Source organism: Burkholderia semiarida, assembly GCF_029268935.1.
Lineage (GTDB): Bacteria > Pseudomonadota > Gammaproteobacteria > Burkholderiales > Burkholderiaceae > Burkholderia > Burkholderia semiarida.
Map to the genome: position 1 here is coordinate 1,783,385 of NZ_JAHLCL010000007.1, position 12,148 is coordinate 1,795,532.

Annotated in this window: 11 protein-coding genes; 7 read left to right on the forward strand and 4 right to left on the reverse strand. The window is 68.8% G+C overall.

Annotated features, from left to right (window positions below):
- Positions 1–177 precede the first annotated feature (177 nt).
- From KPB06_RS21270 to KPB06_RS21285, 4 genes are all read right to left on the reverse strand, one after another.
- Entirely contained in the window at positions 178–1,455 is a 1,278-nt protein-coding gene (locus tag KPB06_RS21270; protein WP_275906295.1) for an MFS transporter, read from the reverse strand.
- A gap of 200 nt (positions 1,456–1,655) precedes the next feature.
- Positions 1,656–2,237 carry a YceI family protein gene (locus KPB06_RS21275; protein ID WP_034187441.1) on the reverse strand — a complete coding sequence of 194 codons (582 nt, stop codon included), beginning with the start codon at positions 2,235–2,237 and terminating at the stop codon, positions 1,656–1,658.
- 65 nt (positions 2,238–2,302) lie between these two features.
- Entirely contained in the window at positions 2,303–2,863 is a 561-nt protein-coding gene (locus KPB06_RS21280; RefSeq protein WP_006482463.1) for a YceI family protein, read from the reverse strand.
- Positions 2,864–2,871: 8 nt separating this feature from the next.
- A complete protein-coding gene (locus tag KPB06_RS21285) occupies positions 2,872–3,432 on the reverse strand; it encodes a cytochrome b (protein ID WP_104012430.1) in 561 nt (186 codons plus the stop codon).
- A 258-nt stretch (positions 3,433–3,690) separates the two neighbouring features.
- On the opposite strand from KPB06_RS21285, the gene KPB06_RS21290 reads away from it, so the two are divergent.
- The 7 genes from KPB06_RS21290 to KPB06_RS21320 all read left to right on the forward strand — a co-directional run bounded on the left by KPB06_RS21290 (position 3,691) and on the right by KPB06_RS21320 (position 12,092).
- Positions 3,691–4,356: a paraquat-inducible protein A gene (locus KPB06_RS21290; protein ID WP_059581157.1), complete on the forward strand. Its 666-nt coding sequence runs from the start codon at positions 3,691–3,693 to the stop codon at positions 4,354–4,356.
- Positions 4,353–4,988 (forward strand): paraquat-inducible protein A, encoded by a 636-nt coding sequence (locus tag KPB06_RS21295; RefSeq protein ID WP_006476876.1) that lies wholly within the window; start codon positions 4,353–4,355, stop codon positions 4,986–4,988. The genes KPB06_RS21290 and KPB06_RS21295 overlap by 4 nt, the downstream gene beginning before the upstream one ends.
- Positions 4,981–6,600, forward strand: coding sequence for a PqiB family protein (locus KPB06_RS21300; RefSeq protein WP_275906296.1), 1,620 nt, complete (start codon positions 4,981–4,983; stop codon positions 6,598–6,600). The genes KPB06_RS21295 and KPB06_RS21300 overlap by 8 nt, the downstream gene beginning before the upstream one ends.
- Positions 6,597–7,319 (forward strand): PqiC family protein, encoded by a 723-nt coding sequence (locus tag KPB06_RS21305; RefSeq protein ID WP_275906297.1) that lies wholly within the window; start codon positions 6,597–6,599, stop codon positions 7,317–7,319. The genes KPB06_RS21300 and KPB06_RS21305 overlap by 4 nt, the downstream gene beginning before the upstream one ends.
- Before the next feature lie 480 nt (positions 7,320–7,799).
- Positions 7,800–9,914, forward strand: a complete 2,115-nt coding sequence (locus KPB06_RS21310) for a site-specific recombinase (protein ID WP_059638158.1) — start codon at positions 7,800–7,802, stop codon at positions 9,912–9,914.
- Positions 9,915–10,071: 157 nt separating this feature from the next.
- Positions 10,072–11,373: a THUMP domain-containing class I SAM-dependent RNA methyltransferase gene (locus tag KPB06_RS21315; RefSeq protein ID WP_059581144.1), complete on the forward strand. Its 1,302-nt coding sequence runs from the start codon at positions 10,072–10,074 to the stop codon at positions 11,371–11,373.
- Positions 11,374–11,687: 314 nt separating this feature from the next.
- A complete protein-coding gene (locus KPB06_RS21320; RefSeq protein ID WP_104012433.1) occupies positions 11,688–12,092 on the forward strand; it encodes a VOC family protein in 405 nt (134 codons plus the stop codon).
- The last annotated feature ends 56 nt before the right edge of the window (positions 12,093–12,148 follow it).

Below are 12,148 nucleotides of genomic sequence, written 5' to 3' on the forward strand. Positions count from 1 at the left end.
CGAGATATCCCGCAAGACTCTACAAAGCACGGGACAAAATCGCCATAAGACGTGACTGAATTTTGTAAGGCTCATTCCGAGCCAGGGGCAATCGCTGAAACATCACCAGCCGAAAAAGGCGGCGCATGGCGGCATGGTTGGCAGCACATAAAAACCACCGCCCGCCTCACCCAAGCCTCACCGGAACCCGAACCGCCGCCGCAGCACCACCAGCGCCACGAGGCTCAGCACGGCCGCGAACATCAGGTAGAAACTCGGCGCGGTCTTCATCCCGGTCGTCTTGATCAGCCACGCGATGATGAACGGCCCGAAGCCGCCGAAGATCGTCACCGCGACGTTGTACGCGAGCGACATCCCGGTCGTGCGCGTCTGCACCGGAAACACCTCGGACAACAGCCCCGGCAGCGCCGCGAAATAGCCGGTCATCAGGAACGCGAGCAGCACCTGCAGCGCGATCAGCGTGCCGAAACCCGGATGCGCGACCAGATACGCGAACGCCGGATAGATCAGCAGGAGAATGCCGACGGCCGGCGCGATCATCACGCGCACGCGGCCATAGCGATCCGACCAGTGGCCGACGAGCGGCGCGAACGCCATCTGGATCACGCCGACGACGAGAATCGCGGCAAAAGCGGCCGACGGCGCGAGGCCGAGCTGCTTCACGCCGTAGGTCGGCATGAACAGCACGAGATAGGTCGCGACGGTGCCGAGCACGACCACGCCCATCGCGGCGACGAGCCGCGCCTTGTGCGACGCGAACGTATCGCGCAGCGGGCTCGCGGTGCTTTCGGCCGCGAGGAATTCGGGCGTCTCGTCGACCTTCGCGCGGATGTAGTACGCGACCGGCCCGAGCAGCAGCCCGAAGAAGAACGGCACGCGCCAACCCCACGCAGCCATCTGGTCCGCGGTGAGCTGCGCGTTCAGCACGGTGCCGAAGCCGGCCGCGAGCAGCGTCGTGAGCCCCTGGCTCGCGACCTGCCAGCTCGCGAAGAAACCGCGCCGCCCGGGCACATGCTCGGCGAGGAACGCGGTCGCGCTGCCGAACTCGCCGCCCGCCGAGAAGCCCTGCATCAGCCGCGCGGCGACGAGGATCAGCGGCGCCGCGACGCCGATCGTCTGGTAAGTCGGCAACACCGCGATCACGAGCGTACCGGCCATCATCAGCAGGATCGACAGCGTGAGCGCGGCCTTGCGGCCCGCGCGATCGGCGTATGCGCCGAGCACGATCGCGCCGAGCGGCCGCATGAAGAACGACACGCCGAACGTGCCGAGCGTGAGCAGCAGCGACACGGTGTCGTTGCCGGCCGGGAAGAACAGCTTCGAGATCGTCACCGCGAAAAAGCCGTAGACGACGAGATCGAACCACTCGAGTGCGTTGCCGATCGACGCGGCGACCACCGCGCGCCAGACGCGCGGCGACGAAGCCATGGAGCTGGACTGCGTGACGGCATGCATCGGCGATCTCCTTGTCGTTGTACGTTCTGTTCGATGTTCGAGGCGGCCGACGTCGCGCCGTCGGCCTGCCCGGCGCCACATGGCCACATGCGACGTTCGGGCGATTATAGGCGCGCAAAAAAACCGCCGCGCCCCGGTAACGGGAGCGCGGCGGTTTGCCCGCGGGGGGCCGGCGCGATGGCCGGCCGCGTCGGGGAGTATTACTGCTGCTTGACCGCTTCGGCCGTGATCAGCAGCTTCGTCTTCATCTTGAAGCCGTACTGCTTGCCGTAGTCGAGGCCGAAATCGTCGCGGCTGAATTCGCCGACCGCGTCGACGCCGCACACTTCACGCTTGAGCATCGGGTGCGGCATGCACTTGAACGAATCGATCTTCAGCGTGAGCGGCTTCGTGACGCCATGCAGCGTCAGGTTGCCGACCACCGACACCGGCTTGTCGCCGTCGAACTTGATCGTGCCCTTGTAGTTCGCCTGCGGGAACTTCGCCACGTCGAAGAACTCGGCCGTCTGCAGGTGCTCGTCGAGCTTCGCGCTGCCCGTGTGGATCGACGCGATGTCGGTCGTCACGTCGACCGTGCCGGTCTTCGCCGCGCGATCGAGCGTCACGGTGCCGCTCGACTTGTCGAACTTGCCGCGCCAGACCGACAGGCCGCCGAAATGGTCGGCCTCGAAGCTCGGGTACGTGTGGCTCGGGTCGAACTGGTAGGTCGCGCTTTCGGCGAAGGCCGAGAACGACAGCGAAGCGGCCAGCGCGCCGGCGGCGATGATCAGATGCTTTTTCAAACTTTTTCTCCTGGAAACGGCGCCGCGCCCTCGCGCGGCATTCAGTTGAGGCGGCAACCTGCCGCTTACTTCGTGGCGACGAGATGGAACTTGATCTGTACTTCGTCCGCGACGATCGACGTGTCCTTCCACTCGCCGGTGCCGACGTTGAAGGCCGAACGCTTGATCGGCAGCACGCCGTCGAACGTCTGCGTCGCGCCGTTTTGCGCGACCGTGACAGGCACCGTGACAGTCTCGGCCTTGCCCTTGATCGTCAGCTTGCCGGTCACGTTGTACTTGTTGCCGCCGGCCGGCGCGATCGCCGACGACACGAAGGTCGCCTGCGGATAGGTCTTCGCGTCGAACCAGTCCTTGCCGGCGACCTGGTCGTTGTACATCTTGTCGCCGAGGTCGAAGCTCGCGACGTCGATCGTCATTTGCGCGCTGCCCTGCGCGGCTTTGGCCGGGTCGAACTTCACCTGCGCGGAAAACTTCTTGAACGCGCCTTCGGTCGGCACGTTCATCTGCTTCGACACGGCGGACACCTTGCTCTTCGCGAGATCGACGTCGGCATGCGCCGCGCCCGACGCGACAAGCGCCGCCGCGGCGAACGCGGTCAGCATGGAGCGGGAGAAAGACACTTTCATGGGATCCTTCATTTGGCAAAGGGAAGCATGCGCGACAGCAGGCCGTCGCGGTCCAACAACTGGTGCTTGAGCGCCGCGAGCACGTGCAGCGAAACGAGCGCAAGCAGAATGTAATTCAAAGTCACGTGCAGCGTCTTGAAGGTTTCCTTGAGCGCCGGATCGGGGTCGATCAGGCGCGGCAGCGGCACGATGCCGAGATAGACGACCGGGATGTTCGACGCCGAGCTGTACAGGTAGCCCGTCGCCGGGATCACGATCATCAGCACGTACAGCAGCATGTGCACGCCGTGCGACGCCGCGCGCTGCCACGCCGGCGTGTCGCCCGGCAGCGGCGGCGGCACGTGGGTCGCACGCCACAGCACGCGCAAGACGGCCAGCGCGAACACCGTCACGCCGATCCACTTGTGCCACGAGAAGTACTTCAGCTTGGTCGGCGTGAAGCCGGGGATGTCCGTCATCACCCAGCCGAGCGCGAAGCCGCAGACGATCAGCAGTGCGATCAGCCAGTGCAGCGCGATCGCGGTATGCGCGTAGCGTGCCGGCACGGCCGGCGGGGATTTCGATGCCATCGTGGGTTCCTCAGTTCAGCGAACGGCAGCGCCGGTAAATTCGTCCGACGCATGTCAAGGGCGCCATGCTACCGCAACCTTTTGACGCGCGCGGACTCTGAGGACAGGCGCGCCAGCCGGCTGACGGCTTCCCGTCATGTTACCGATCGGTCACGCAGCACACGATCCTTGACCCATCGAAAAAGCCCTTTTGGTAAGATTGGCGCGGGTTCCGGCCCCGTCGACGCGTCCCCGAGCCGCCGCAACACCGCCTTTTCCATGCAACGATACGACCTGATTGCCTGCCACGAATGCGACGCACTGTTGCATAAACCGCGTCTTCACGGTCGCGAGATCGCGCGCTGTCCGCGCTGCGACGCGCTGCTCTATCGCAACAGCACCACGCAGATCGAGCGCATCACCGCGCTCGCGGTCGCGGCACTCGTCACCTTCATCATCGCGCAGGCGTTCCCGATCCTGGAAATGGACCTGAACGGCACGCGCGTGCAGACGACGCTGATCGGCGCGATCGACACGCTGTGGCATCAGGACATGGCGGCCGTCGGCGTGATGGTGTTCTGCTCGACCGTGCTGTTCCCGCTCGTCGAGATGGCCGCGCTGCTTTACGTGCTGCTGCCGATCCGCCGCGGCGTCGTGCCGCCGGGCCTGAACCTCGTGCTGCGCACGATCCAGCTCGTGCGGCCGTGGGGGATGATCGAGGTGTTCATGCTCGGCATCGTAGTCACGATCGTGAAGATGGTGAGCCTCGCGCGCGTCGTGCCCGATGCGGCGCTGTTCGCGTTCGGCGCGCTCACGCTGATGACCGCCGTCGTGCTGATGTTCGACCCGCGTACGGTATGGGACATCGCCGACGACCTGCGCGCCGGCCGCGCGCCCGGGCGGCCCGACGCCGCCGCGCCGCTGCCGGACGCGCCCCGCCGATGACGAGCCCCACGCCGACCGCCGCCCGCGAGGGTTATGCCAGCTGCCACGCATGCGGGCTCGTGCAGACGATCGACCAGCCGCACGCACATTGCGCGCGCTGCGGCAGCGCGCTTCACGTGCGCACGCCGAACAGCATCATGCGCACGTGGGCGCTGCTGCTCGCGGCCGCGATCCTGTACATTCCGGCGAACCTGCTGCCGATCATGCGCACGTCGTCGATCGTCGGGTCGCAGCAGGACACGATCATGAGCGGCGTCATCTATTTCTGGACGTCCGGCGACTGGCCGCTCGCCGTCGTCGTGTTCGTCGCCAGCATTCTGGTGCCGATGCTCAAGCTCGGCGTGCTGACGATCCTCGTGACGAGTGCGCAGCGCCGCGCCGCCTGGCGGCCGCTGCAGCGCACGCGCCTGTACCGGATCGTCGAGCGCATCGGCCGCTGGTCGATGCTCGACATCTTCGTCGTGACGCTGACCGTCGCGCTCGTCCATTTCCGTTCGCTCGCCGTCATCACGGCCGGCCCCGGCGCGCTCGCGTTCGGCTCGGTCGTGATCCTGACGATGCTCGCGTCGATGCAGTTCGATCCCCGCCTGATCTGGGATCCAGTCGAAACCTCAGGGAATCACCATGAATAATCCACAAGGCCCGCAGCACGACGCGCCCCGGCCGCCCGATCCGGCGATCTCGACAAAAAGCGGCTGGCTGCCGTCGCTCGTCTGGCTCGTGCCGCTGATCGCCGCGCTGATCGGCATCGGCCTCGTGATCAAGTCCGTGCGCGAGCGCGGCCCGGAAATCACGATCAGCTTCCACAGCGCCGAAGGGCTCGAGCCGGGCAAGACCCAGGTCAAGTACAAGGACGTCGAGATCGGCATGGTCAAGACGATCAAGCTGTCGAAGGACCTGTCGCGCGTGCTGGTCCAGGTGCAGCTCAAGAAGGAAGCCGAGGACTTCGCGGTCAAGGGCTCGCGCTTCTGGATCGTGCGGCCGCGCGTCGGCGCGACCGGCGTGTCGGGGCTCGGCACGCTGCTGTCCGGCGCATACATCGGCGTCGACGCCGGCCACGGCCAGGACACGCTGACCGACTTCACGGGCCTCGAGACGCCGCCCGCCGTCACGGGCGACCAGAAAGGCACGCAGTACGTGCTGCGCGGCGATTCGCTCGGCTCGGTCGACATCGGCTCGCCGGTCTACTACCGCCGCGTGCAGGTCGGCCAGGTGGTCGGCTTCTCGCTCGACAAGGACGGCACGGGCGTCACGTTCAACGTGTTCGTCAATGCGCCGTACGACCAGTACATCGGGATGAACACGCGGTGGTGGCAGGCGAGCGGCGTCGACTTGCGGCTCGATTCGAGCGGCCTGAAGCTGAACACGCAGTCGCTCGCGACGGTGATCCTCGGCGGCATCGCGTTCCAGACGCCGCCGAACCAGGGCACCGGCACGACCGCGCCGAACAACACGACGTTCCGTCTCGGCTCCGACGAAGGCGACGCAATGCGCGACCCGGACGGCCAGCCGCTGCAGGTCGTGATGAACTTCAACCAGTCGCTGCGCGGGCTCGCCGTCGGCGCGCCGGTCGACTTCCGCGGCATCGTGCTCGGCGAGGTGACGAACATCGGCATCGACTTCGATCCGAAGACGAAGAACTTCCTGATGCCGGTGACGATGAACGTGTATCCGGAACGCCTCGGCCGCCGCTTCCGCGAGACGATCGAGAGCAAGGGCGAACCGGCGCGCCGCGAGATCGTCGAGCGGCTCGTCCAGCACGGGCTGCGCGGCCAGCTGCGCACCGGCAACCTGCTGACGAGCCAGCTGTACGTCGCGCTCGACTTCTTCCCGAAGGCGCCGGCCGCGAAGATCGACACGGCCCACCAGCCGCTCGAGCTGCCGACCGTGCCGAATACGCTCGACGAGTTGCAACTGCAGGTCGCCGACATCGCGAAGAAGCTCGACAAGGTGCCGTTCGACCAGATCGGCGCGAACCTGAACAGCGCGCTCGCGAACGCCGACAAGCTGTTCAAGCAGCTCGACACGCAGGTCGCGCCGCAAGCGCGCGACACGCTGTCGGCCGCGAAGCAGACCTTCTCGACCGCCGAGGCGACGCTGCAGCAGGATTCGCCGCTGCAGTCCGACGTGCGCGGCGCGCTGAAGGAGCTCACGCGCACGCTGCAATCGCTGAACGCGCTCGCCGATTATCTCGAGCGTCACCCCGAATCGCTGCTCAAGGGCAAGCCAGGAGATCAACCATGACGACGACACGCGTGAACGGTTTCGCGAGCGGCGCGGCGGCAGTCTTCGCCGCACTCGCGCTCGCCGCGTGCAGCTCGCCGCCCGCGCGGTTCTACACGCTCAGCCCGGCCGACGCCGCGGCGCCGCTGCGCACCGCGCCGGCCAACCCGGCGTTCCTGATCGAGGTGCCGTCGGTCGGCGTGCCCGAGCAGGTCGCGAAGAACCAGCTGGTCGTGCAGAAGAACGCCGCGCAGGTCGACGTGCTCGAGCAGGAACGCTGGGCGTCGCCGCCCGCCGACGAGATCCGCCGCGCGCTGTCGGACGATCTCGCCGCGCAGCTCGGCACGATCGACGTCGCGAATTCCGCCTATCCGGCCGGCGTGCCCGTGTACCGGATCAGCGTGAACGTGCAGCGCTTCGAGTCGTGGCCGGGCAAGCGCGCCGCGCTCGACGCCGTGTGGAGCGTGCGCTCGCTCGCCACGCAGGCCGTGATGACCTGCCGCACGAGCGTCGCGGAGCCGGTCGCCGGCGGCTACGACGCGCTCGTCGCCGGCCACCGGCGCGCGCTCGACGTGATTGCGACGCAGGCCGCGGCCGGCGTGCGCGCGATGGCCGCCCGCGGCGCCGCGGCGGCCGCGCCGGCTGCCGGCGGCAAGACGGCCGCCGCGCCGGTCGTGCCGTGCCCGGCCAACCCGACGCCCGGCGGCGACGCCGGCGCGACGGGCAATTCGGGCGCATAAGCGAACGCAGGCGGCACGGGCGCGAACGTTCGACACGGCGCGGCGTTCGCGTGCGCGGTGTCGAACGGCGCGGCGCGTCCGGTCGAACGCGCCGGACGCCGGCAGCACGCCGCCGCAGCCCGCCTCGCGCCTGCGTCCCATCGGCCGAAACGGCCGTTGACATTCTTTGTCAAAGCCCCCGGAACCCGCGCCATGCAACGCGGTCGGCTTGCGTTTTCCGGCCCGATTGACGATCCTACGCACTTTCGGGCTCGCGTCGCTCGTCGCGCGCATCGGCCAGCGGCGCCGGGCCGCGTTTGGCCCAACCGTCGTACCGCCCGGCGCCCGCACGCGAACCGCGTGCACCGCGGCGGGGCAGCCGCATCACGGGCCGCCGCGCCGCATCCGGCGCCGGCGCGTCTCACCCGTTCTCCCGGCGCCGCGCCGTTTTCCCGGCCGGCATCCCGAACCCGCCCGTCCCGGGCTTTCGCTATTCCGTTTATGTTTCGTTCCCTGACGACCCTGATCAAGAAGTGGCGCGCGTCGCGCAATGCCGGTCACCAGCTCGATGCGCTGCTCGCGCACGCCGACGCCGACGCGTCGTACGCCGAGCGCAGCGAATGGCTGATCGAGCTCGCGCACTGGCTGCGCCGCAACGGCACGGTGCAGGACGCGCCGGCCGCGCGCGACGCCGACACGCGCGCGTATCCGGCCCATGCGCGGCTGCGCTACCTGTTCCATGTGCTCGATCGCAACCCCGCGTGGAAAGCGCACGCCGCGCGCATCCTGCGAGGCATCCTGCGCGAGTGCGACGGTATCTCGCTGCTGTGCGACGCAGGCATGCCCGTGCATTCGGGCTTCTTCGGCGCGCTGTTCGAGCGGATCGACTCGTCGCTGATCCCGCCCGCGCCGAACCGCCGCGAGCTGTCGGCACTGTTCACGCTGATGTTCCCGGCGCCCGAGGACGCGAAATGGATCGACGCGCTGCCCGACGACCTGCTCGCGCGCCTCGCCGAGCTGCTGTCGTTCGACGTCACCGACGAAGAGCGCCACGAGCCCGGCTCGTTCTCGCGCGACTTGCTGGCCGCGCTGCACAACCTGACCTGCCAGATCAGCTCGACCGGCCTGTCGCAGACGGTGCGCAGCCGGCTGTCCGACGACGATGCGCGCAAGCCGCTCGAATCGCAGCCGTTCTACCGCCTCACGCGCGCGATGCTCGCGGTCGAGACCGCGCATGCGGCCGTCGAGGACGGCGGCGACCCGAGCAAGCTGCTGCACGAGGTGAACTACCTGCGCGTGCTCCTCGACGAATGCCGGATCGCCGTCGACGACGTGTTCGCGCACCTGTACCGCAACGGCGTGTCGGTCGACATCGTGTTCCAGGTCGAGCGGATGCGCATGCGCATCCTGCGCGCGGAAACGCTGCTCAACGCGTGGATGGCGCGCGACGACCTGCACGGAATGGCGCACCTGACGGCGGAGCTCGTCGACGCGAACCAGAACAGCCAGAGCGTCGCGCACCTCGTGCGCAGCAACTTCTCGCTGTTCGCGCGCAAGCTCGTCGAGACCAACGCGGACACCGGCGAACACTACATCTCGCGCGGCCGCGCCGAGTACCTGAAGATGCTGCGGATGGCCGCGGGCGGCGGCCTCGTCACCGTCGCGACGGTGTGCGTGAAGTTCGCGATCACGGGCGCGCACCTGCAGTCGATGCTCGAAGGGCTGCTCGCCGGCATCAACTACGCGGCCAGCTTCATGCTGATGCACTTCCTGCACTTCACGCTCGCGACCAAGCAGCCCGCGATGACCGCGCCGACGCTCGCGCGCGAGCTCGACGACACCGGCCACGACGAAGGCGTGAAGGCGTTCGTCGCGTCGGTGATCGCGCTGATCCGCACGCAGGCGGCCGCGATTTCCGGCAACGTGCTCGTCGTGCTGCCCGTGTGCCTGCTCGTGCAGCTGTTCGCGGCCAACGTGCTGCACACGAACGTGATTTCGCCGGAGAAGGCGCACGCGACGCTGCATTCGTTCTCGCTGCTGGGCCCGACGCCGTTCTACGCGGCGCTGACGGGCGTGCTGCTGTGGGCGTCGAGCCTGCTCGCGGGCTGGGCCGACAACTGGTTCGTGCTGCACCGGGTCGGCGACGCGCTCACGTACAACCGCCGGCTGCGCCTCACGCTCGGCGCGGCCGGCGCCGCGAAGCTCGCGCACTTCTGCCGGTCGAACGTCGCCGGCGTGGTCGCGAACGTCGGTCTCGGCCTGATGCTCGGCCTCGTTCCGGCGATCGTCACCGTGTTCATGTTCCCGTTCGAGGTGCGGCACGTGACGCTGTCGGCCGGCTCGATCGGGGTCGCGCTCGGCGTACTGGGCAAGGGTGCGCTCGGCACGCCCGAGCTGTGGTGGGCCGCCGCCGGCGTGCTCAGCATGGCGATCCTCAACGTGCTCGTGAGCTTCGCGCTCGCGTTCACGATGGCCGTGCGCTCGCGCAGCCTGCGCCCGACCAAGGTGCGCGCGCTCGTCGCGGCGATCGTCCGCACGGTGCTGTCGAATCCGCTGGCGCTGTTCTGGCCGGCCGGCAACCCGAGCACGCGCGTCGGCCAGCCGGGCGCGCACTGACCGGCGGCGAGGCGGCGGCGCCCGGCCGCGCCCCCGCCTCGCCGCCCCTCCCGGCGCGCGCGAACGGCGGTTGCGCCGGGGCCGCCGCGCCGAAACGCCGGCCCCGGTCGCCCGCGCCGCGTACAATAGTGGACTTTTGCACGTCCTCACCCGCCTTATGTCCTCGCCCACCCTGTTCGAATTCTTCGCCCCCTGCCCGCGCGGCCTCGAAGCGGCGCTTGCCGCCGAGCTGGCCGAAATCGCCGGCCGCCACCTGAACGGCGCGCCGTTCACCGCGGGCGCGCAGGTGCCGGGCGGCGTCCATTTCAGCGGCGGCTGGGCCGCCGGCATGGCCGCCAACCTCCATTCGCGGATCGCGAGCCGGATCCTGCTGAAGATCGCGCACGGCCCGTACCGCAACGAACAGGACGTCTACGCGCTCGCGCTCGAGCAGCCGTGGGAACGCTGGTTCGCGTCGACGCAGACGCTGCGCATCGACATCACCGCGATCAAGTCGCCGCTGAAAAGCCTCGAATTCACGACACTGCGCGTGAAGGACGCGATCTGCGACCGGATGCGCGAGAAAACCGGCTCGCGCCCGAGCATCGACACCGGTGCGCCGGACGTGCGCGTGTTCGCGTTCCTCACCGCGGGCGAATGCACGCTGTACCTCGACACGTCGGGCGAGCCGCTCTTCAAGCGCGGCTGGCGCCTCGACAAGGGCGCGGCGCCGCTGCGCGAGAACCTCGCGGCCGGCATCCTGCGGCTGACGGGCTGGAAGCCCGGCACCGCGCTGTACGACCCGATGTGCGGCAGCGGCACGTTCCTCGCGGAAGCCGCGCAGATCGCGCTCGGCGTGGCGCCGGGCGTCGAGCGCCGGTTCGGCTTCGAAAAGCTCAAGCAGTACGACATCACCGCGTGGCAGGGGCTGAAGGTGCCGGCGCTCGACGCGAAGCGCGCGGCGCGGGCCCAGCGCGGCGAAGCGCTCGGCGTGTACGGCAGCGACATCTCCGGCGACATGCTCGAGAAGGCACGCGCGAACCTCGAGCGCGCGGGCGTGCCGTCGGTGTGGCTCAAGCAGGTCGACGCGCGCGGGATGACGCCGCCGTGCGACGGGCCGGGCATCCTTCTCGCGAACCCGCCGTACGGCGAGCGGATCGAAGTGCGCGGCCGCAGCGCGCGCGGCGAGGTGCGCGAGACCGGCCGCAACCGCGGCAACGACGACGCGTTCCGCCGCACGCACACCGACGCGCCGGACAGCGAGTTCTTCAACGCGCTCGGCGATGCGCTGAAGCAGCGCTTCACGGGCTGGCAGGCGTTCCTGCTGACGTCCGACCGTTCGCTGCCGGGCCAGTTGCGGCTGCGCGAATCGGCCAAGACGCCGCTGTTCAACGGCGCGCTCGAATGCCGGCTGTTCCGCTTCGACCTGATCGCAGGCAGCGTGAAGGCGCGCCCGGCCGCGCAGGAAGGCGACGCCTGACCCTGACGCGCCGAACTCGCGCGAACGTCGCGGCGGCCGCTGCCGCCTGCTGACACTCCGATGACGCCCGGCATCCGCCGGGCGTTTTGTTTTGCGCGGCACCGATGCAAGCGGGGCCGCGCCCGCTCCGCCCGCCCGGCCCCGTACGCGCCGCCGCCCGGGCGCACGCCGCCGATGCGGTCGACGGGGCCCTTTTGTCAGCACCGCCATCACTACTGACAGCACGCTGTCAGGAGCCCCCGCTCACACTGCAATCCCGGCGCAATGCAAGGCTGGTTTCCGTCCAGAACAACCCGAACAACAAGGAGCTCGTCATGACGTCCGCAACTGCAACCGCAACTCTGGAACGCGCGATCGCGTGGTTCGACATTCCGTCCCTCGATTTCGACCGTGCGATCCGCTTCTACGAAACCGTGCTGCAAACCACGTTGCAGCGCGAGGTCATCGGCGGCGTGCCGATGGCGATGTTCGATCACGAAGCGTCGAGCACGGGCGGCAGCATCGTGTTCGATCCGCAGCAGATCAAGCCGAGCGCGAACGGCGTGCTCGTCTACCTGAACGCCGGCGAATCGGTCGTCGCCGCGCTCGAACGCGCGAAGCGCGCGGGCGGCGTCGTGCAGGGCTCGGTCGTCGAGCTGCCGAACAACTACGGCTACGTCGGCTACCTGATCGACACGGAAGGCAACCGCGTCGGCCTGCACGCGCCGAAATGCCACTGAGCGCAGCGGTCAGCGGACCGGCGCGGCGCTATCATCGCGAAGTCCCCGTAGCCAGA